This window comes from Methylobacterium sp. ARG-1 (assembly GCF_001262595.1).
GTDB classification, from domain to species: Bacteria; Pseudomonadota; Alphaproteobacteria; order Rhizobiales; family Beijerinckiaceae; genus Methylobacterium; species Methylobacterium brachiatum.
This window is the reverse complement of sequence record NZ_LHCD01000003.1, coordinates 261533-280985: the sequence shown is the minus strand read 5'-3', so window position 1 is coordinate 280985 and position 19453 is coordinate 261533. Positions and strand designations below refer to the sequence as shown.

Annotated in this window: 17 protein-coding genes; 12 read left to right on the top strand and 5 right to left on the bottom strand. The window is 70.6% G+C overall.

Annotation, left to right across the window (positions count from 1 at the left end; all coding sequences use genetic code 11):
• Positions 1–31: 31 nt before the first annotated feature.
• Complete coding sequence (locus AKJ13_RS05000) at positions 32–1186, top strand: aminotransferase class I/II-fold pyridoxal phosphate-dependent enzyme (protein ID WP_082316863.1); 1155 nt, start codon at positions 32–34, stop codon at positions 1184–1186.
• 4 nt (positions 1187–1190) lie between these two features.
• Here AKJ13_RS05000 and gph read toward each other — a convergent pair whose 3' ends face one another.
• The gene (gene gph, locus AKJ13_RS04995) at positions 1191–1889 is read right to left on the bottom strand and encodes a phosphoglycolate phosphatase (RefSeq protein WP_050732359.1); all 699 of its coding nucleotides are present in this window, start codon (positions 1887–1889) and stop codon (positions 1191–1193) included.
• Positions 1890–2017: 128 nt separating this feature from the next.
• Here gph and AKJ13_RS04990 point away from each other — a divergent pair, with 128 nt between their 5' ends.
• From AKJ13_RS04990 to AKJ13_RS04960, 7 genes are all read left to right on the top strand, one after another.
• Positions 2018–2482 (top strand): hypothetical protein, encoded by a 465-nt coding sequence (locus tag AKJ13_RS04990; protein ID WP_007559769.1) that lies wholly within the window; start codon positions 2018–2020, stop codon positions 2480–2482.
• A gap of 130 nt (positions 2483–2612) precedes the next feature.
• A complete protein-coding gene (gene rpiA / locus AKJ13_RS04985; RefSeq protein WP_050732358.1) occupies positions 2613–3326 on the top strand; it encodes a ribose-5-phosphate isomerase RpiA in 714 nt (237 codons plus the stop codon).
• Positions 3327–3356: 30 nt separating this feature from the next.
• Positions 3357–3920 carry a DUF2059 domain-containing protein gene (locus tag AKJ13_RS04980; protein ID WP_050732357.1) on the top strand — a complete coding sequence of 188 codons (564 nt, stop codon included), beginning with the start codon at positions 3357–3359 and terminating at the stop codon, positions 3918–3920.
• Between the two features lie 350 nt (positions 3921–4270).
• Complete coding sequence (locus AKJ13_RS04975) at positions 4271–5539, top strand: O-antigen ligase family protein (RefSeq protein ID WP_244471514.1); 1269 nt, start codon at positions 4271–4273, stop codon at positions 5537–5539.
• Entirely contained in the window at positions 5536–6918 is a 1383-nt protein-coding gene (gor, locus tag AKJ13_RS04970; protein ID WP_050732356.1) for a glutathione-disulfide reductase, read from the top strand. The genes AKJ13_RS04975 and gor overlap by 4 nt, the downstream gene beginning before the upstream one ends.
• Positions 6919–6972: 54 nt before the next feature.
• Positions 6973–7293: an RNA polymerase sigma factor region1.1 domain-containing protein gene (locus tag AKJ13_RS04965; protein WP_007559779.1), complete on the top strand. Its 321-nt coding sequence runs from the start codon at positions 6973–6975 to the stop codon at positions 7291–7293.
• A gap of 379 nt (positions 7294–7672) precedes the next feature.
• On the top strand, positions 7673–9055 hold the full coding sequence (locus AKJ13_RS04960) for a 3-deoxy-7-phosphoheptulonate synthase class II (protein ID WP_050732355.1): 1383 nt from the start codon (positions 7673–7675) through the stop codon (positions 9053–9055).
• Positions 9056–9097: 42 nt separating this feature from the next.
• Here the strand turns inward: AKJ13_RS04960 and AKJ13_RS04955 are convergent, their stop codons facing one another.
• Positions 9098–11917 carry an EAL domain-containing protein gene (locus AKJ13_RS04955; protein ID WP_244471513.1) on the bottom strand — a complete coding sequence of 940 codons (2820 nt, stop codon included), beginning with the start codon at positions 11915–11917 and terminating at the stop codon, positions 9098–9100.
• 262 nt (positions 11918–12179) lie between these two features.
• Between AKJ13_RS04955 and AKJ13_RS04950 the strand changes: the two genes are divergently transcribed.
• A complete protein-coding gene (locus AKJ13_RS04950) occupies positions 12180–12557 on the top strand; it encodes a plastocyanin/azurin family copper-binding protein (RefSeq protein ID WP_082316861.1) in 378 nt (125 codons plus the stop codon).
• A gap of 324 nt (positions 12558–12881) precedes the next feature.
• Here the strand turns inward: AKJ13_RS04950 and AKJ13_RS04945 are convergent, their stop codons facing one another.
• The gene (locus AKJ13_RS04945; RefSeq protein WP_050732352.1) at positions 12882–14168 is read right to left on the bottom strand and encodes an efflux RND transporter periplasmic adaptor subunit; all 1287 of its coding nucleotides are present in this window, start codon (positions 14166–14168) and stop codon (positions 12882–12884) included.
• A gap of 93 nt (positions 14169–14261) precedes the next feature.
• Positions 14262–14966: a sulfate transporter family protein gene (locus tag AKJ13_RS04940; protein ID WP_050732351.1), complete on the bottom strand. Its 705-nt coding sequence runs from the start codon at positions 14964–14966 to the stop codon at positions 14262–14264.
• A 177-nt stretch (positions 14967–15143) separates the two neighbouring features.
• Here AKJ13_RS04940 and AKJ13_RS04935 point away from each other — a divergent pair, with 177 nt between their 5' ends.
• Both AKJ13_RS04935 and AKJ13_RS04930 read left to right on the top strand, forming a co-directional pair.
• Entirely contained in the window at positions 15144–16493 is a 1350-nt protein-coding gene (locus AKJ13_RS04935) for an NAD(P)/FAD-dependent oxidoreductase (RefSeq protein WP_244471521.1), read from the top strand.
• A 92-nt stretch (positions 16494–16585) separates the two neighbouring features.
• On the top strand, positions 16586–17212 hold the full coding sequence (locus tag AKJ13_RS04930; protein WP_050732350.1) for a cyclic nucleotide-binding domain-containing protein: 627 nt from the start codon (positions 16586–16588) through the stop codon (positions 17210–17212).
• A gap of 15 nt (positions 17213–17227) precedes the next feature.
• Here AKJ13_RS04930 and AKJ13_RS04925 read toward each other — a convergent pair whose 3' ends face one another.
• Positions 17228–18226, bottom strand: coding sequence for a D-glycerate dehydrogenase (locus tag AKJ13_RS04925; RefSeq protein ID WP_050732349.1), 999 nt, complete (start codon positions 18224–18226; stop codon positions 17228–17230).
• 332 nt (positions 18227–18558) lie between these two features.
• Here AKJ13_RS04925 and AKJ13_RS04920 point away from each other — a divergent pair, with 332 nt between their 5' ends.
• On the top strand, positions 18559–19122 hold the full coding sequence (locus AKJ13_RS04920) for an SH3 domain-containing protein (RefSeq protein WP_050732348.1): 564 nt from the start codon (positions 18559–18561) through the stop codon (positions 19120–19122).
• Positions 19123–19453: the final 331 nt, after the last annotated feature.

The following is a 19453-nucleotide window of genomic DNA, read 5'->3' as shown; positions in this document are numbered from 1 at the left end:
CGACCCCGCTCTCGCGCCCCGTCAGGAAAGCATGATTCCGATCTCCCTGCGGGCCGCCGCCGTCCAGCCGTTCCTCGCCATGGACGTCATGGCCGCGGCCGCCGCCAAGGCCCGGCGCGGCGACGACGTGGTGCGCATGGAGGTCGGCCAGCCCTCGGCACCGGCCCCGCGGGCGGTAATCGCGGCGACGCAGGCGGCGCTCGTCACCGGCCGGGTGCCCTATACCGAGGCGCTCGGCCTGCCGGCTCTGCGCGAGCGGATCGCCCGGGACTATGCCGAGCGCCACGGCGTCGCGGTGAGCCCGGAGCGGGTGGTGATCACCACCGGCTCCTCGGCGGGCTTCGTGCTCGCCTTCATGAGCCTGTTCGATGCCGGAGCCCGGGTGGCGGTGCCGCAGCCTGGCTATCCGGCCTATCGCAGCATCCTGGCGTCCCTCGACCTCGTGCCGGCCCCGATGGTGCTGCGCGAAGAGGACCGCTTCGCCCCCACCGCCGCCCTGCTGCGCGAGACCCATGCCCGCGCCCCCGTGGCCGGCGCCCTGGTGATGAGCCCCGCCAACCCCTCCGGCACGGTGATCACGGAAGCCGCGTTGCGCGACCTCTGCGCGGCGACTCGGGAGCTGGGCCTGCCGCTGATCTCGGACGAGATCTATCACGGCCTCAGCTACGGCCTGCCGACCGTGACCGCCCTGCGGTTCGACCCAGACGCACTGGTGATCAACTCGTTCTCGAAATACCATTGCATGACCGGCTGGCGCGTCGGCTGGATGGTGGTGCCGGAAATCCTGGTCCGCCCGATCGAGCGGCTGGCGCAGAATCTTTACATCTCGGCGCCCTACCTCTCGCAGGTCGGTGCGCTCGCAGCGCTCGACGCCACGGACGAACTCGACGCGGTGCGCGACGGCTATGCCCGCAACCGGGCGATCCTGCTCGACGCGCTGCCCGGCCTCGGCCTTGGGCGCGTGCACCCGGCCGACGGCGCCTTCTACCTCTACGCGGACGTGGCGAACCTCACCAACGATGCTACCGGCTTCTGTCGGCGCATGCTCGACGAGGCCAACGTCGCCGCGACACCGGGGCTCGATTTCGACCCGGATCTCGGCCACCACCACGTCCGGTTCTCGTTCGCCGGCTCCGAGGCCGAGTGCCACGAGGCGGTGGCGCGGCTGCGAAGCTGGCTGCGCTGAATCTTTAAGCGGCTTCCATCGGCACCAGCGCCCGGACCGCCTCGGGCAGCTCCGAGAAATGCTCGATCACCCGGTCGGGCCCGAGCTCGGTCACCGGCTTATCGGTATAGCCGAAGGTCACCGCCACCACCGGGACGCCGGCGGCCTTGGCGGTGTCGATGTCGGTGCGCGAATCGCCGACCATAACGGCCCGGGCCGGATCGCCTCCGGCGCGTTCGATCGTGCCGGTGAGGTGGCTCGGGTCGGGCTTGTAGGCCGGAAAGGTGTCGCGCCCGCAGATCGCCGCGAAGCGGTGGCCGATGCCGAGCAGGAGCAGCAGTTCCACCGACTGGCCCTCGAACTTGTTGGTGCAGACCGCTAGCCGGAAGCCCGCCGCCTCCAGCGCATCCAGCGCCTCCACGACCCCGGGATAGAGGTGCGACGTGTCGGCGAGGTGCGCGCCGTAATGGTCGATGAAGGCCTCGAACAGCCGCTCGTGATCCTCCGGCGAGAGTGCGCGGCCCTCCGCCTCGAAGCCGCGCCGGATCAGCGCCTTGGCGCCCGCGCCGATCAGGCCGCGGGCCTGGGACAGGGGCAGCTCGGCCAGGCCCTCGCGCTTCATCAGCACGTTAAGGGTGCCGATCAGGTCGCCCGCCGTCTCGGCCAGGGTTCCGTCCAAGTCGAACACGGCGATCGGCGGACGGGCGGTCGAGTCGGGCGGCATCTGGTCGGGCTCCTGCTGGGATACGGCCTCGCTAAAGCCGGCTGGACTTGGCGGCAAGGCGGCGCGGCGCCCCACACTCGCCCGAAAGCCCAGCGAAAGGCTGGGCGCGTCAGCTCCCGGATCCCGCGATGAAACCGTCCCTGCCCCTTCTTGCTCTCTGCCTCGCGCTGGCGAGCGCGCCGGCCGCCGCGACCTCGTTCGAGTTCGTGCCCGCGCCGCAGACCGACCTTAACCGGATGTACCGGGTCGACAAGGTCACTGGCGAGGTGACATCGTGCCAGTACGGGCTCCAGGAATCGGCCGGCGGCATCGGCCAGACCGTGTGCTTCGGCCCCGGGGAGGGCGCCGGCCCGCAGGCACCGTCGGAATACGGCCTGGTCGCGAGCCGCCACACCCGCGAGGCCGGCGTGTTCCGGGTGAATTACCGCACCGGCGAGATGAGCATCTGCTTCGTGCTGGTGAAGAAGGAGCAGGTGGTCTGCACCCAGCAGGCCAAGCCCGGCGCTGAGGCGAGTTCCGACGCGCCGCTCACCGGGCCGGCCCCCGGCCGGGCCGGGGCCAGCGCCACGCCGGCACAGGGCGGGCGCTTTTGAAGCCACCCGCCCCGCGGAGGCGTTTCGGTCCGCCCTGCGGCGTGCTAGGGGCCGCGCGACCGCCTCAGGAAGCCCGGCTGCCCCGCATGCGCGACATCTCGATCCACCCCGCCGACCGGGCCGCCCGTCCGTGAGTGGGCCGGACCTGCGCCGGGCGGCGGCGTCGCGCGCCCTCGACTTGGTCGAGCCCGGCATGCGGGTCGGCCTTGGCACCGGCTCGACCGCGGCTTCCTTCGTGGCCCTGCTCGGCGAGCGGGTCCGCGGCGGGCTCGACATCGTCGGCGTGCCAACCTCGGAGGCGACGAGGCTCCAGGCCGAGGGCCTCGGCATCCGCCTCGCGACGCTCGACGAGCAGCCGGAGCTTGACCTGACCATCGACGGCGCCGACGAGGTCGACGACCAGCTGCGCCTGATCAAGGGCGGCGGCGCCGCGCTGCTGCGGGAGAAGATCGTCGCCTGCGCCAGCCGCCGCATGGTGGTGATCGCCGACGCGGCCAAGTACGTCGCCCGGCTCGGCGCCTTCCCGCTCCCGATCGAGGTGAACCTGTTCGGCCTGACCGCCACCCATCGCGCCGTCGAGGCGGCCGTCGCCCGGGTCGGCTGCTCCGGGCCGGTCCGGCTGCGCCGCGACCCGGCCGGCAAGCCGCTGCTGACCGATGGCGGCCATCACATCCTCGACGCCCATCTCGGCGCCATCCCCGACCCCGACGCGCTCGGCGCCGCCCTCTGGGCAGTGCCGGGCGTGGTCGAGCACGGCCTGTTCCTCGGCATCGCCGACGCCGCGATCCTCGCGGCGAATCGGGACGGGCAGGCTGAGGTCACCGTTCTCGGCAGCTTGGTCTGAAGCGCCATACTCCTCGCAGGAACGTTCAGCATGTCCCGTCGCCTCACCGCCGCGCTCGGCCTGGCCCTCGCCGCGGTCACGATCCTCCCGCACGCGGCTTCGGCCCAGGCGAATAAGACGGCCCCCGCCAAGCCGGTGGCGCAGCCGAACACGCCAGCCGCCGCGACGCCGACCTACACGCCGAGCCACCTGGCTCTCGCGCGCGAAGTGATGCTCAGCTCCGGCATCGCCCGCTCGTTCGATTCGGTCCTGCCGGCCTTCGCCGACCAGATCCGCAAGCAGACGGTGACGCGGCCCGAACTCAGCAAGGATCTCGACGAGGTTTTGGCCGCGCTCCAGCCCGAGATGGAGCTGCAGAAGCAGCGCATGATCGACATCGCCGCCCGCACCTACGCGGCGAAGTTCCCGGAGCCCGAGCTGAAGGAGATCGCGACCTTCTTCCGCTCGCCGGCCGGCAAGCACTATGTCGAGGCCCAGCCGCAGCTCCTCGACGAAATGGTGCAGGAGATGCAGGACTGGACGCAAGAAGTGTCCGAATACGTCATGGTCCGGGTCCGGGCCGAGATGGGCAAGCGCGGCCACCAGATGCAGTGAGGATATCGCCGGCGGATCGACCGCCGCGCCTCTGATCTGGGCCCGAGCATTCCCGCCCTTGCCCTCATCCTGAGGCGTCGAAGCGAAGCGGAGGCCTCGAAGGAGACTTTAAGGGATCGCTCGGCTGGCTGGAGGGCTCCTTCGAGGCACGCCGCGCTCCCACCTCGACCCACGCAAGCCGCGACGCGCCCCCTCTCCCGTGCGGGAGAGGGTTGGGGTGAGGGATCAGGTTTCTCCGGAAAGGTCGCACCCCTCACCCTGTCCCTCTCCCACACGGGAGATGGGACCCGCGCCACGACCGAAGATGTGTGAACATCCTCGCTCGATGACGGGGGCGCCTTGGACATCCGATGCCGTTGAACTCCATGCCGGCGAGCGCGCACGGTCAGACACGTTCCGCGCAGACGATCAACCGCCTCTACGCGGCGGGTGCGGCCCTGCTCGCTGTCCTGCCGCTGGCGATGGTGCTCGCCAACCGGTCGAGCCCGGTTTTCATCGGCCTCGCCGCGCTCGCCTTCCTGGTTGGACGCTTCCTCGAGGATCGCCGCACCCTCGCGCCGCACGTCGTTACCCCCCTGAAACAGCCGCTCGGCCTCACCGTCCTCGCCTTCCTGGCCTGGTGCCTGGTCTCCTTCGCCTGGACGCCATTCCCCGGTGCGTCGCTGCGGGTGCTGGGCGAGTTCCTGCCCACCCTGATCGCCGCCTATCTGCTGGCCTGCCTCGCCCCCGGCCGGATCCCGGCCTTCGCGCCCCGTCTCGCAGCGGCGGCGATCGGGCTGGCGGGCCTGATCATCGCCATCGACCTCGCCTCAGATCTCGCCCTGGAGCGGGCGGTCGGACGCCGGGTCGCGGCCTTCGTGCACAATCGGCCGGCCCTGACGCTCGATCTCGTGGCCGGCCCCGTGGCCCTCGTGCTCTGGCTGACCCGGGCCCGAGGTCTCGCTGTCGCCACCCTGGTCTTCGGCGCCCTGGGCGTGCTGCGCTCGATCAGCGGCGCCGCGCAGCTCGGCCTGCTCGCCGGAGCCGGGCTGTTCGCCCTGGCCCGTCTGCTGCCCCGGCGGGCCGGCATTGGTCTGGCGGGCTTGGGCCTCGGCCTTGCCGTGGCCCTCGCGCCCGTGGAGGGCGACCTGCTGGCCAGAATCATGCCGGAGGCAGCGCATGAGCGCCTTGTCCAGTCCTCCTCCCGGGCCCGGGTCGCCATCGCCCGCAGCTTCGGCGCGGCTGTCGCGGCCGATCCGTGGCGGGGCGCGGGCTTCGGCACCAGCGCGCGCTTCGCCGAGACTCCGGTGGCCGGCACGGTCGCGCCCGAGATGCGGATCCTCCTCGGGGTCGGCCACCCGCATAACAGCTTCCTGCAGGTCTGGGTTGAGCTGGGTTTGCCCGGCGCGCTCCTGGGGACAACGGTCCTGTTGCTGATGCTCGGCCGCGTCGCCAGGCTGCCCCAGCCCGACCGGGCCGCGGCACTGGGTCTCGTCACCTGCGCCGCCGCCATCGCGTTCGTCGAGCACAATGGCTGGGCGGCATGGTGGACGGCCGGGCTCGGCGCTGCCATCACCTGGATGCGTGCGGCTGCGCCGCGCGCCGCCGCGACGGAACCCGAGATGGACGGCCCCGCATGAGCGCCTTCGACGTCGACCTCTTCGTCATCGGCGGCGGCTCGGGGGGCGTCCGCGCCGCCCGGATCGCGTCCGGCTACGGCGCCAAGGTCATGCTGGCCGAGGAATACCGGGTCGGCGGCACCTGCGTGATCCGCGGCTGCGTGCCCAAGAAGCTCATGGTCTATGCGGGCCGCTTCGCCGACGAGTTCGAGGACGCCACGGGCTTCGGCTGGACGGTCGAGCGCCCGCGCTTCGACTGGCGCGTCCTCAAGCAGCGCCGCGACGCCGAGGTGACCCGGCTCGAAGGGATCTACGACACCAACCTGATGCGCGCCGGCGTCGAGATCGTGCCCGAGCGCGCCGTGATCGAGGATCCGCACACGATCCGCCTGCTCGGATCGGACCGGATCGTCCGGGCCGAACGGATCCTGGTGGCGGTCGGCGGGCATCCGGTGAAGGAGCCCGCGGTGCCCGGGATCGAGCTGGCCATCACCTCGAACGAGGTGTTCGAGCTCGAGAGCCTGCCCGAGCGCATCCTGGTGATCGGCGGCGGCTATATCGCGGTCGAGTTCGCGGGCGTCTTCGCGGCTTTGGGCAGCCGCACGACCCTGCTCCACCGGGGTGATCGGCTGCTGCGCGGCTTCGACGACGAGGTCCGCGACGCCCTCGCCGAGGCCTATGGCCAGCGCATGGACCTGCGGCTCGGCCGCACGCTGACCCGGATCGACCGGAGCGCCGACGGGCTCTGCGCGCGCCTCGACGACGGCTCCGAGATCCTGGCTGATCAGGTCCTGGTGGCCACCGGCCGGCGCCCGAACGTCGCCGGGCTCGGGCTGGAGACGGTCGGGATCGAGACCGATGCCGCCGGGGCGATCCCGGTCGATGCCTATTCCCAGACCTCGGTCCCCTCGATCTACGCGGTCGGCGACGTCACCAACCGCGCCAACCTGACCCCCGTGGCGATCCGCGAGGGCCACGCCTTCGCCGACACGGTCTATGGCGGCAAGCCGTCCTGCGTCGACCACCGGCTGATCCCGACCGCGGTGTTCTCGACCCCCGAGATCGGGATCGTCGGCCATACCGAGGCCGCCGCCCGGGAGATCTACGGCAAGATCGACGTCTACAAGGCGCGCTTCCGGCCGATGAAGGCGACGCTCTCCGGCCGCGAGGAACGGATCCTCATGAAGGTGCTGGTCGATTGCGCCAGCGACCGGGTGGTCGGCGTCCACCTCTTCGGCCATGATGCCGGCGAGCTGATCCAGGCGGTCGGCATCGCGGTCACGATGGGTGCCACCAAGGCGGATTTCGACCGCACCATCGCGGTCCATCCGACCGCCGCCGAGGAGCTCGTGACCATGCGGGTGCCGGAGGTGACCAAGCATCCCGTAGGGGTCGGTTAAGTTCGCCGCGTCGCGGGGTCTCGACGCGGTGCGCGGCCGAGCCATATCAGGGTCATGGGCAAGCAGGGCGCAGGCAAGGGCAATCGCGAGGACGACGCGCACGCGCGGCGTCAGGCGATCATCGACGGCCTGCTGGCCGATGCGCTGCGGCCGGCCTTCAGCTACCGGGTCCCCAGCCACGACGCGCTGCCCGCCGACATCCGCCGCGCGATCGACCGGCTGCTCGCCAAGGCCGAGACCCTGCGCAGCCGCTGCCTCACCTACGACGACCTCGAGGAAGCGCTGCCCCCCCGCGACGTCTCCGCGGAGGATCTGGAGGCGATCTTCTGGATCCTGGCCGAGCACGGGATCGAGGTCGAGGACGGCGAGGCGTGAAGAGACGGTAGCGGGTTGCTTTCTGGCGCCCGCAGATTTCGTCCTTGATCACTGCCGGGACCGCACAGAATAAATTAGATGGTCGGTCCGGGGCTCCGCTCGCGGCCCCGGATGACGGGGAGGGACAGGGGCGTCCGCGCACATCCGGCGCCCGCCAGCGAAAGGTCTTTCGTGCTCAGAAGGTCCGAAGCCTCGGTACGATCAGGCTTCGACAACAACTTGCCGGCAGCAGGCCGCCGCACCGTCCGGGGTCCAACTCTGCTTCAGGCTCCTGCCTGCCCTCAGGAATCCGGCACTCGCAAGGGCTTGGGAACCTCTCTATAAGCCGCGCTTCGCGCGTTACGCGCGATCGCACGAAGGATGTGCGCGGAGAGAGGTCATGGCCGAGCGTTGGACACCGAAGAACTGGCGGAACCTGCCGATCCAGCAGGTCCCCGCCTATCCGGATTCGGCGGTGCTGCAGGCGGTCGAGACCCAGATCGCGAGCTTTCCGCCGCTGGTTTTTGCCGGCGAGGCCCGCAAGCTGAAGACGGCGCTCGGGCGCGTCGCGGCCGGCGAAGCCTTCCTGCTCCAGGGCGGCGACTGCGCCGAGAGCTTCGACGAGCATTCGGCCGACAACATCCGCGACTTCTTCCGGGTGTTCCTGCAGATGGCGATGGTGCTCACCTTCGCGGGCGGCTCGCCCGTGGTGAAGGTCGGGCGCATCGCCGGGCAGTTCGCCAAGCCGCGCTCCTCGCCGACCGAGACCCTCGATGGCGTGAGCCTGCCGAGCTACCGGGGTGACATCGTTAACGGCATCGGCTTCAGCGAGGAGGCCCGCACGCCGGACCCGCGCCGCCAGCTCGAGGCCTACCGGCAATCGGCCGCGACCCTGAACCTGTTGCGTGCCTTCGCCACCGGGGGTTACGCCAACCTGGAGAACGCGCATCGCTGGATGCTGGGCTTCGTGAAGGATTCACCGCAATCCTCGCGCTACCAGGATGTCGCCGGCCGCATGACCGACGCGCTCGACTTCATGCGGGCGATCGGCATCAACCCGGAGACGCATCCGGAGGTGCGGACCACCGATTTCTACACCAGCCACGAGGCCCTTCTGCTCGGCTACGAGGAGGCGCTGACCCGCGTCGACTCGACCACGGGCGATTGGTACGCCACCTCCGGCCACATGCTCTGGATCGGCGACCGGACCCGCCAGCCGGACCATGCCCATGTCGAGTACGCCCGCGGGATCAAGAACCCGATCGGCCTGAAATGCGGCCCGTCCATGCAGGCGGACGGCCTGATCCGGCTGATCGACCTGCTCAACCCGGAGAACGAGCCCGGCCGTCTGAGCCTGATCTGCCGATTCGGCGCCGACAAGGTCGGCGACCACCTGCCGGGCCTGATCCGGGCGGTCGAGCGGGAGGGGCGGTCCGTGGTCTGGATCTGTGACCCGATGCACGGCAACACCGTCGCGGCCGGTCGCTACAAGACCCGGCCGTTCGACCGGGTGATGCAGGAGATCGAAGGCTTCTTCGGCGTCCACCGGGCCGAGGGCACGTTCGCGGGCGGCATTCATCTCGAGATGACCGGCAAGGACGTGACCGAGTGCACCGGCGGCGCCCGGGCGCTCACCGCCGACGACCTGCAGGACCGCTACCACACCTATTGCGACCCGCGCCTCAACGCCGAGCAGGCGCTGGAGGTGGCGTTCCGCACGGCCGAGCTGGTCAAGGCCGAGCGCAGCCATGTGGAGCGTCCGCGCCTCGACGCGGCCGAGTGAGACGGTGCGCCAATCCCTCCCCCGCCACGGGGGAGGGGCCCGTCAGGCGATCGCCCGGGCGGCGCCGTTCCAGCGCTGGATGACCTCGCCCACCTGGCAGACCGGGACCGGGCGGCTGATCAAGTAGCCCTGGATCTCGTCGCAGCCCTCCGTGCGCAGATGCGCGAGCTGGGCCTCGGTCTCCACCCCCTCGGCGGTGGTGGTCATGCCGAGGCTGGTGCCGAGCCCGATCACCGCCCGGACGATGAAGTCGGTCCCGTCCTTCAGGCACAGGTCGCGCACGAAGGATTGGTCGATCTTGATCTTGTCGAACGGAAAGCTGCGCAGGTAGCTCAGCGACGAGTAGCCGGTGCCGAAATCGTCCATCGAGACCCGTACGCCCAACGCCTTGAGGCTGTGCAGGATCGCGGTGGTGGCGCCGGGATTGGCGACCAGCACGGATTCGGTGATCTCGAGCTCCAGTCGGCGGCCGGGCAGGCCGGTCCGGCGCAGGGCCTCGCGCACCGCGGTCACCAGGCTGGCCGAGGTGAACTGCACCGCCGAGACGTTCACCGCGACCTTGAGCCCGTCCGGCCAGCGGGCGGCCTCCTCGCAGGCCCGGCGCAGGACCCATTCGCCGAGTGGGACGATCAGGCCGAGTTCCTCGGCGATCGGGATGAACTCGGTGGGCGAGACGAAGCCGCGGCTCGGGTGGTTCCAGCGCAGCAGGGCCTCGAAGCCGCAGATCCGGTCCGTCGCGAGGCTGTAGATCGGCTGGTAGTAGACCTCGAACGCCTCGCGGGCCAGCGCGTCGCGCAGGTCGCGCTCCAGCATGCGCCGGGCTTGGAGACGGGCATCCATCTCGGGCTCAAAGAACCGGAACGAGCCCCGGGCCTCGGTCTTACCGCGGTCGAGGGCAACCTCGGCGTTCTTCAGGAGCTTCTCGCAGCTCGCGCCGTCGCCTGGCGCCAGGGTGATGCCGATGGTCAGCCCGACGCTGATCTCGTGGTTGCTCAGGCTGTAGGGCGCGCTCAGCACCTCGAGGATCCGCCGGGCCAGGATCGCGGCCTCCTCCGGACGGTCGACGCCGCGCTGGACGACGATGAACTCGTCGGCCCCGAGCCGGGCGACGCAGTCGACCTCGCGCACGCAGGCGGTCAACCGCGCGCCGACCGCGGCCAGCAGCTCGTCCCCGACCCCATGCCCCAGGGTCTCGTTCACCGGCCGGAAATCGTCGAGGTCGATGGCGAAGACCGCGAAGCCCGCATCGCGCCCGGCCTGGGCCACCGCCAGGTCGATCTGCTGGCCCAGAGCCTCCCGGTTCGGCAGCCCGGTCACCGTGTCGTGATGCGCCAGGAAGGCGATGCGCGCCTCGGCCCGCCGGCGCTCGGTGACGTCCTCGTAGGTCGCCACGAAGCCGCCATCGGCGGTCTCGCGCCGATCGATCGAGACCGTTCGGCCGTTGGCGAGCTCCTGGAACTGCGTGTGCCAGATGCCTCCGCGATGCGCCTCGTGCTCCTGGCGGAGAAGGGCGGCGAGGTCGCTGCCCGGATGGTTGCCGGCCGCGAGGCTGATCCGCAGCACGTCCTGCGCGGACATCCCGGGGACGACCGCACCGGCGGGCAGACCGTAGATCTCGCTGTAGCGGCGGTTCACCACCATCAGACGGTGCTGGGAATCGTAGAGACACAGCCCCTGGGACATGTTGTCCAGAGCCGCGTCGAGCCGCAGGTTGGTCTCGGTGAGCCGGTCCTCCTGCTCCTTAAGCAGGCTGATGTCGCTGCACACCGCCACGAAGCCGCCCTGCTGGGTGGCGCTGCGGCTCACCCGAAGCCAGCGCCCGTCGGCCAGCCGGATCTCGCCGTCGCGGGCGAGCGCCCGGAAGCACTCGTCGAGATTCGGCGGGCCGGGGGCGGGACGCGACAGGGACAGGCCGGCCGTGATCGCGGCCGCCAGCCCGTCGAAGAAGTGCAGTGCCTGGGTGTTGGCGAGCGCGATGACGCCCTCGGCATCGACCACGACCACGCCCTCGCGGGAGGTCTGGAGCGCATCGGTCACCAGGGCCTCGGCGACGCGGCGCTGGCTGACCTCGCGTTGCATCATAGCTTGGATGTTGTCGCGCATCACCGCCATGGAGCGCAGCAGGCTGCCGAGCTCGTCGCGACCGCCGGCCGGGATCCGGTCGTCGAGCCGGCCGCTGGCGATCCGCTCTGCCGCCGCCGAGGCATCCGCCAGGGGTCCGGTGATGCGGCGGTTGAGCAGCCAGGCGATCATCGCGCAGGCGAACACCGCCAGACCCGCCACGATGGCGTTGACCTGCATCTCCCGGGCGACGAGCATCCGGGCGGCCTGCCGAAAGGTGAAGCCGTCGCCCGCGGTGTAGTTGACCAGGAGGTCGATCTGGCCATCCACCACGTTGGCCTGATGGTCCAGGGCGTCCCAGCGCTCGGGTTGGGCGGTGGCCGGATCGAGGCCGCGGCGCATCTCCTCCCAGGTGGCCACCGCGGCCTGGACAGCCCCGGCGGTGCGCACCGACCGGTCCGATTGCGAGCGCTCGACCGCGATGGTCAGGTCTTCGGAGAGGGTGGTCGAGAGCTCGGCGATCTCGGCATCGAGCTTGGACGCCGCGGCGTCGTCGCGGACATGGGTCCGGCGCGCGAAGGCGCTGCGCATCTTGGCGAAATCCGCCGCGGTTGCCCGGGCGTAATTGATCGACATCAGCGACTCGTCATAGGTGCGATTGACGAGCACCCCGACATGCGAAATCGCCACGACGGCGTAGAGGCCGAGCGCGCCGGACAGCAGGCTCATGCCCAGGAAGGCGACGAAGATCCGGCCTCGGATCGTCGCAGGCAGCCCCGCGATGCCGCGCACGGCGCGCATCGGACCCGAGGCTTCGCGTTCGTCCGTCGCTCTCTCGGGGTCTCGCATCGCACCGGGCCGCCGTGTGACAGGTGCCGTGAACCGTAATTGCTACATGTTAAGACGCGATTAGCCCGGTGGATTGCCGAAACGACCCGTCAACAACCGTTTTGATATCGCGATCACTGCCCAAACAGCCGAAATGGCAGGATCGCGAGGCATCGTGAAAATGATTTCTCAATCAAATCTCGGGTAGATTGCCGGGACGAGCCCGAGGAACAGCATGCCCCCCGCAGCGTCGAGTTTGTTCGCACAGCCCCGCGGGCGATCGGCCCTGCCGGCTTTCATCGCTCTGGCGCTGGGGATGATCTGCGGATTGATCCTGATCGGCGATCTCGAAGCCTCCGGGCTGATGGTGTCGCAGAAGGGCCGGGCGTTCCAGCCGGGCAATCTCGCGTTGAGCCGGGGCGAGACGGTGATGTTCGTCAACGACGACAGCGACCTGCTGCATCACGTCTTCGTTGAATCGGACACGTTCAGCTTCGATTCCGGCGACCAGGAACCGGGCAGCCGCACGCCGGTCACCTTCACCGAGCGCGGCACCTTCCAAGTGCTGTGCGGCATCCATCCGAAGATGAAGCTGGTGGTGAAGGTGAATTAGCCCCGTCCGATGGGGTGACGGGGTCGGAGTTCGACCGCTCACAGTCCTTGCCAGCGCAGCGAAGCAACCAAGGGCGGCGCGCGCTACCTGATTGTCGTGTTTCGCTGGGTTGCTTCGTTGCACGCGCAATGACGGCCGACGCGTACGACAGCATCGATCCCCTCATCCTGGGAAACCCGCCACAGAGGGCCTCGAAGGAGCCCTCCAGACGCCGCGCGATGTCTGGAGGCCGCATTCGAGGCCCCCGCTTCGCTCCGTCGCCTCAGGATGCCGGGTTGGGTGAAAGGGGCGGCAGAGGCCCGCTTCACGGTTGACCAGAAGTCCCTACCGCTCCGCCGCCCGGATCGGCTTGGCCTGGGGTGTGGGCTTCACGCGCTCGATCGTCTGGCCGTCGCGCAGCTCCGGGGGCGGGCTGAAAATGATGTGGCTGTCAGCCGCCAAGCCCGATTCGAGTTCGAGCACCCGCCCGAGATCGCGCCGCACCTTGATCGTCCGCCAGATCACCCGATCGTCCTCTCCGACCTCGGCGACCTGGAGTCGGTTGCTCTTGAACACCGTCGCCTCGGCCGGGACCGAGACACTCTCCTCGATGCGCGGGATCTTCAGGGTCACGGCGGCGTAGAGCCCCGCCCGCAGAGCCCGGTCGGGGTTGGGTACGTCGACCTGCGTCGTCAGGGTGCGCGAGGCGGCGTTGAGCGCCACCGAGCTGCGCTCGACGAAGCCGCCGAAGCGCCGCCCCGGGATCTGGGGCACGCTGATCTCGGCCTGGACGCCCGGCTTGACGCCGACCGCATCGTTCTGCGGCACGTTCACGGTGATGCGGAGCGTGCTGTCCTGGTCCACGCTGAGCAGCGGCGTGCCGCCATTGTCGGCTTTGACCAGATCGCCGACATCGACGTTACGGGTCGTGACCACGCCGTCGAACGGCGCGACCACCCGCTCGAACGCGGTGAGCGCCTTCAGCCGCTCGACCACCGCTTCCTGCGATTTAATGTTGGCGGTGGCGACCTTCACCCCCGCCTCGGCGGCCGCCAGAGTCGCGGCCTGCGACAGGACGCTCGCCTGCGACGTGTCGGCATTCTGACGCGAGGCCCAGCCCTGGACCGCCAAAGTCGAGGTGCGGTTGTTGGTCAAGTTCGCGAGATTGACGTTGGCGCGGGCCTGCTCGACCTGCGCCTGGGCCTGGAGCAATTGCGCCCGCAGCTGGCCGACCTGCGCCTCGGCCTGGACGAGCTGCTGGTCGAGATCCGGGGCGGCGATGCGCAGGAGCAGGTCGCCGGCCTTGACGCGGGAGCCGATATCGACCCGCCGCTCGGCGATGTAGCCGGTAGCGCGGGCGGCGATCGATGCGGTGGCGAAGGCCTGGGTCTCGCCCGGCAGGGTGAGATCGAGCGGCCCGTCCGCCCGCTCGGCCACGATCGTGCGCAGCTGGGGCACCAGGGTCTTGATCCCCTCCAGCGTTGCGGTGGCCTCGACGTCCCGCTGCCAGTGATTGTAGGCGCCGTAGCCGAGCAGGCCGGCAGCCACCAGCCCGACCAGGAGGAACGGGGCGAGTCCGGGGGCCGGCGGGATGTCTCGGGTGTCGCCCTGCGCCGCGTCGTGCGCCTTCATCGATCGGCTCTCCACCCCGAGCAGCGCCCGGATCCGGCCAGGGTAGCGGGCAAAGTCCGTGCCGACCAGCGCGAGGCTTCGACGCAGCGGGCGCTAGCGTGCTGCCGGACCGTGCAGGCGCAGGCGCCCGCTGAGGCGCTTGTGCAGGTGGACCATCAGGGCGATCCCGAACAGCGGCGTCAACAGGTTGAGGATCGGCACGACCATCATCGCCGACATGAGGCAGCCGGCGCTCAACGTGCGGATCGCGAAGGTCCGGCGCATTGCGGCGGCCTCGGGAAGCGGCCGGAACCGGGCCGCCGCCATCTCGAAATATTCCCGCGCCAGCAGGTAGGCGTTGGCACCGAAGAACGCCGCAATCCCGATCACCGGCACGAAGAAGATCACCAGAGCCGCCAGGTTGACGAGCAGCGTCACGCCCGCGAAGCGCACTGCGTAGAACATCGCGGTGCCGAGCGGCATCGGCCGGCCCGGGGGATCGTTCGGGAAATCCGTGCGCTCGACGATCGCGGCGGCGTCGTCGAGGAAGAAGCCCGCCACCAGGATCGAGATCGCCGGCATGAGATACGCCAGAACCACGAACAGGCCGAACCCGGCCAGGTAGTAGGCGAGGCTGTCGAGGATCGGGTACTGGGCGGAGATGTGGTGGCTCGCCTGGAAGGCCTGGACCAGCCGGGTCAGGCCGAGCCACAGCAGGACCAGGAGCCCGAGCGTCAGGCCCAGGGACTTCCACAGGATCGCCCGCAGGGGCGGGGAGAAGGTCTGGCGCAAAGCCGCCGCGGCGGACTCGACGATCATCGGGCGGGGTTTCCGGCTTGCGAGCGCCGCCGGGGGAGACCCGCAGGGACGCATGAGGTCGGGATTCGGGCGCCGGACCCGGCGCGGCAGCGTTGTGAAGGGGTGCGGCCACCGGCGCAAGACCGGGCGCCGCCGCACCGGAGCGAGCGGACAGGAGCGCGCGTGCAGGACGCCAGGATGACGGCCTCGACCTCGACGACTTCCCCCCGGGCAGCGGAACGGCACTCGGCGGACCCGCCGCGCGCGCCCGATTACCGCCCGCGCCTCGCGCCGCTGCCCCAGGATCCGGAGGTGCTGGTGATCGGCGCCGGCGCGGCCGGCATCGGGGCGGCCCGTTCCCTCGTCGCGCTCGGCGTGCGGGTGGCGGTGCTGGAGGCGCGCGACCGGATCGGCGGCCGGGCGTTCACGGTCTCGGTGCGCGGCCACGCCCTCGATCTCGGGGCGCATTGGCTCCACGCCGGACCGATCAACCCCCTGGTGACCCTCGGCCGGGCGCGCGGGGAGCGCCTGAAGCTCGCGCCCCAGGAGAGCCATGTCTGGGTCGACCGCCGGCGGGGCCGCCCCGACGAGGTCCGGGCCAATGCCCGGGCCTTCGACCGGGCCGACCGGGCGATGACAGGCGGGGCCGCGCAGCCGGGGCCGGACCGGCCGGCGGGAAGCGCCCTGCCGCCGGGCCTCGGCCCCTGGGGATCCCGGGTGGCGCAGGTCCACGGGCTGGTCTCGGGCCGGCCGCTCGGCGAGGTGTCGCTGCACGATTTCCCGAGCCTCGAATACAGCGAGAACTTCTTCCTGGCCGGGGGCTATGGCAATTACCTCGCCCGGCTCGCCAACGACCTGCCGGTGGCGCTTTCAAGCCCCGTGACTCGCATCGACTGGTCGGACGGGCGCGTGTGCGTGGAGACTGCCGGCGGCGCAGAATACCGGGGCCGGGCGGTGATCGTGACGGTGCCGCTCATGGTCCTGCGCGACGGGCCGGCCTTCTCGCCGCCGCTGCCAAACGCGGTCCGGGCGGCGATCGACGGCTTCTCCACCGGCCTCTACGAGCACGCAGTGCTGCACTGGCCGTCGAGCCCGTTCCAGGGCCGCGACCGGCTGGCGGCGATCCACGGCACGCGGCGCTCGCCCCCCGGCCTGCTCACCCGCATCGATGGCACGCCGTTCCACTATTACGAGCTCGACGTGCACGAGGCTGAGGCGCTCGACGCGGCCGGGTCCGGTCCGGACGGGGTGCGCCGCCATGTCCGCTCGGTCCTGGCCGAGCAATTCGGCCGCGCGCGGCTGCGCGATCTGACCATACCGGCGGTGAGCGCGTGGCGTCACGATCCGTGGGCGCGCGGCTCCTGGGCGGTGGTGCCCCCAGGCCACGCGCCGGCCCGCGCGTTCCTGCAGGCGCCACTCGCCGACACGGTCTGGTTCGCCGGCGAGGCGCTGTCGCGGCTGCAATGGGGCACGGTCGGGGGCGCCTACGAGGAGGGCACCCGCGCCGCCGCGGACGCGGCCGAGCGTATCCGCACGGGCACAGGCTGAGCCGCACGCGCGCCGCCCGCCGCCGCACGTCTTGCCGGAGCCCGGCGGGACGGGCATCCCGCTTAAGGCTCGGGAGCTGGGGGGGGGCGCGCGTGGATTGGATTGAGGCGATCGGCTACCTCGGTACCGCGCTCACCATCTCGGCCTCGGCGATGAGCACCATGATCCCGCTGCGGATCATCTCGCTCTGCGCCAGCTGCGCGGTGATCACCTACGGGATCCTGATCGGCAGCATGCCGGTGGTGCTCACCGAGGCGATCCAGATCCCGTTCAACGCCTACCGGCTCTGGCAGATGATGCGCCTGGTGCGCGACGTCGAGACCGCCGCCGACGGCAACCTCTCCCTCGAATGGCTGCGCCCGTTCGGCTCGCAGCGCCGATTCGGGATCGGCGAGGTGGTGTTCCGCAAGGGCGATGCCGCGGGCGAGATGTACTACGTCGAGAGCGGCGCGTTCCGGATCCCCGAGGTCGGGATCGAGGTGCGCAAGGGTGGGATCGTCGGCGAGCTCGGCCTGCTCGCGCCCGGCAACACCCGCACCGCCTCGCTGATCTGCATCGAGGCGGGCAACGCGCTGTGCGTGTCCTATTCCGACGTGAAGCAGCTCTATTATCAGAACCCGGAATTCGGGTTCTACTTCCTGAAGCTGACCAGCGAGCGGCTGTTCCAGAGCGTCCAGACCGCGCCGCAGCCCGTGGCCGCCCGCGGCGACGCGCTGTAGCGCCGCCGCTCGCGATCAGAGCATGCTCGGCAGGATCCGGTCCGGCGGCCGGTGGCCGTCCATAAAGGTCTTGATGTTGATGATGACCTTCTCGCCCATGTCGGTGCGGCTCTCGTAGGTGGCCGAGCCCATATGGGGCAGCAGCACGACCTTGCCCTGGCGGGCGAGCTTCACCAGGCGCGGGCTCACCGCCGGCTCCTGCTCGAACACGTCGAGGCCGGCCGCCGAGACGTCGCCCGCCTCGATCAGCCGGGCGAGCGCGTTCTCGTCGATCACCTCGCCGCGCGCGGTGTTGACCACGATCGCCTCGGGCTTGAGCAGCTTGAGCCGCCGGGCCGAGAGCAGGTGGTAGGTCGCGGGCGTGTGCGGGCAGTTCACGGACACGATGTCGACCCGGGCGAGCATCTGGTCGAGGGATTCCCAGTAGGTCGCGTCGAGCGCGCCCTCGATCGCGGCCGGGACCCGGCGACGGTTGTGGTAATGGACCTGGAGGCCGAAGGCGCGGGCGCGCTTGGCGAGCGCCTGGCCGATCCGGCCCATGCCGACGATGCCGAGCCGCTTGCCGGTGATCCGCCGGCCGAGCATCCAGGTCGGAGACCAGCCCGTGGTCCAGTCGTCGTCCGGGATGATCCGGGCGCCCTCGGTGACCCGGCGGGCCACCGCCAGGATGAGCGCCATCGTCATGTCGGCGGTGTCCTCGGTCAGGACGCCGGGGGTGTTGGTGACCGTGATGCCGCGCTCGAGGGCCGCGGCCACGTCGATATGGTCGACGCCGTTGCCGAAATTCGCGATCAGCCGCAGGTTCGGGCCGGCCTGGGCGAGGAGCCCGGCATCGATCTCGTCGGTGACGGTCGGGACCAGCACGTCGGCCTCGCGCAGGGCCGCCGCGAGGGCGTCCGGCGGCATCGCGGAATCGTCGGGACTGAGCCGCACGTCGAACAGCTCGCGCATCCGCGTCTCGACGGCATCCGGCAGGCGCCGCGTCACGACCACCAGCGGCTTGCGCTTCGACACGTCTCTCTCCCCGTCAGCCTCGCGGCCGTGTTGGCGATCCCCGCCCGGCGGCCCAGATCCGGACCATCCGCGGCAAGCGTCCGTTAACCGAACTCGGCCAGACAGGTCGGGTGCGAGGCACCTGTCCCGGAGCCTGTTCCGACCCGTCGGCCTCTCTACCAGAGGTGGGCCGGAACACAATCGGAAGTCGCCTGCCACGGGGCCGCGCCGTCGCGATCCGGGCGACCGCGCAGCGTCTCGCCGGGCGGTGCCGGATACGGGATCGAGAACCCGAGCGGATCGGCCCCAGACGAGTCCGCGCAGCAACGTTCCATGGGGGTAGGGAGAGGACCATGCGCGCGTCACGCCTCAGCTTCGCCGTCGCGGCTTTGCTCCTGAGCGGTTTGTCCTTCGCGAACGCGGCCCCGCCGCCCTCCGCGCCGGAGACTGGCATCGGCCCCGTCACCAAGCTGCCGCTGCCCCGCTACGCCAGCCTCAAGACCGACCGCGTCAACCTGCGCGAAGGGCCCTCCAAGGATCACCGCACCCTCTGGGTGTTCCAGCGCGCCGGCCTGCCGGTGGAGATCGTCGGCGAGTTCGAGACCTGGCGGCGGATCCGCGACTCGGAGGGCACCGAGGGTTGGGTGCTGCATTCCCTTCTGTCGGGACGGCGCACCGCGATCGTGAATGCCGGCCCCGACAAGGGCGCCGAGAAGGCCGCGATCTCGCTGCGCGCCAAGGCCGACGAGGGCGCCGAGGACGAGGCCCGGCTCCAGACCGGCGTCATCGGCAACGTGAAGAGCTGCACCGGCACCTGGTGCCGCTTGATCGTCGCCCTGCCCAACCGCCGGGACGTGGACGGCTACATCCGCCAGAACCGCCTCTGGGGCGTCTATCCGAACGAGGTGGTGGAGTAATTTTTTTCGTATTTCGGGAGGCGCGCTGGGCCACGCTGATCGGTTCGATTCCGGGACCCCGTCGGCGCCGCGCCTCCGATCCACCTCATCGTCCTGAGGCGGCCGCGCGAAGCGTCGCCCGCAAAGGAGCCCTTCAAAACCCGCGCGATCCCTGGAGCCCCCTTCGAAGCCTCCGCTGCGCTCCGTCGCCTCAGGACGAGGGGAGGAGGGGGATAAGCGCTTTTCGGAACAGTCTGCCGCGGTTCGGTTGAGGACCGGCAGGCGCTCGCCTCCGCGAGGCGCAGGCTGTTCACCCACACGCGCTGCGATGCTGACACCCTCGCTCATGCAG

Excerpts from the sequence above, each read along its gene's own strand:
- AKJ13_RS05000 (WP_082316863.1), top strand. The coding sequence starts at position 32 with ATGATTCCGATCTCCCTGCGGGCCGCCGCCGTCCAGCCGTTCCTCGCC.
- gph (WP_050732359.1), bottom strand. The coding sequence starts at position 1,889 with ATGCCGCCCGACTCGACCGCCCGTCCGCCGATCGCCGTGTTCGACTTG.
- AKJ13_RS04990 (WP_007559769.1), top strand. The coding sequence starts at position 2,018 with ATGAAACCGTCCCTGCCCCTTCTTGCTCTCTGCCTCGCGCTGGCGAGC.
- AKJ13_RS04980 (WP_050732357.1), top strand. The coding sequence starts at position 3,357 with ATGTCCCGTCGCCTCACCGCCGCGCTCGGCCTGGCCCTCGCCGCGGTC.
- AKJ13_RS04975 (WP_244471514.1), top strand. The coding sequence starts at position 4,271 with ATGCCGTTGAACTCCATGCCGGCGAGCGCGCACGGTCAGACACGTTCC.
- gor (WP_050732356.1), top strand. The coding sequence starts at position 5,536 with ATGAGCGCCTTCGACGTCGACCTCTTCGTCATCGGCGGCGGCTCGGGG.
- AKJ13_RS04965 (WP_007559779.1), top strand. The coding sequence starts at position 6,973 with ATGGGCAAGCAGGGCGCAGGCAAGGGCAATCGCGAGGACGACGCGCAC.
- AKJ13_RS04960 (WP_050732355.1), top strand. The coding sequence starts at position 7,673 with ATGGCCGAGCGTTGGACACCGAAGAACTGGCGGAACCTGCCGATCCAG.
- AKJ13_RS04955 (WP_244471513.1), bottom strand. The coding sequence starts at position 11,917 with ATGCGCGCCGTGCGCGGCATCGCGGGGCTGCCTGCGACGATCCGAGGC.
- AKJ13_RS04950 (WP_082316861.1), top strand. The coding sequence starts at position 12,180 with ATGCCCCCCGCAGCGTCGAGTTTGTTCGCACAGCCCCGCGGGCGATCG.
- AKJ13_RS04945 (WP_050732352.1), bottom strand. The coding sequence starts at position 14,168 with ATGAAGGCGCACGACGCGGCGCAGGGCGACACCCGAGACATCCCGCCG.
- AKJ13_RS04940 (WP_050732351.1), bottom strand. The coding sequence starts at position 14,966 with ATGATCGTCGAGTCCGCCGCGGCGGCTTTGCGCCAGACCTTCTCCCCG.
- AKJ13_RS04935 (WP_244471521.1), top strand. The coding sequence starts at position 15,144 with ATGACGGCCTCGACCTCGACGACTTCCCCCCGGGCAGCGGAACGGCAC.
- AKJ13_RS04920 (WP_050732348.1), top strand. The coding sequence starts at position 18,559 with ATGCGCGCGTCACGCCTCAGCTTCGCCGTCGCGGCTTTGCTCCTGAGC.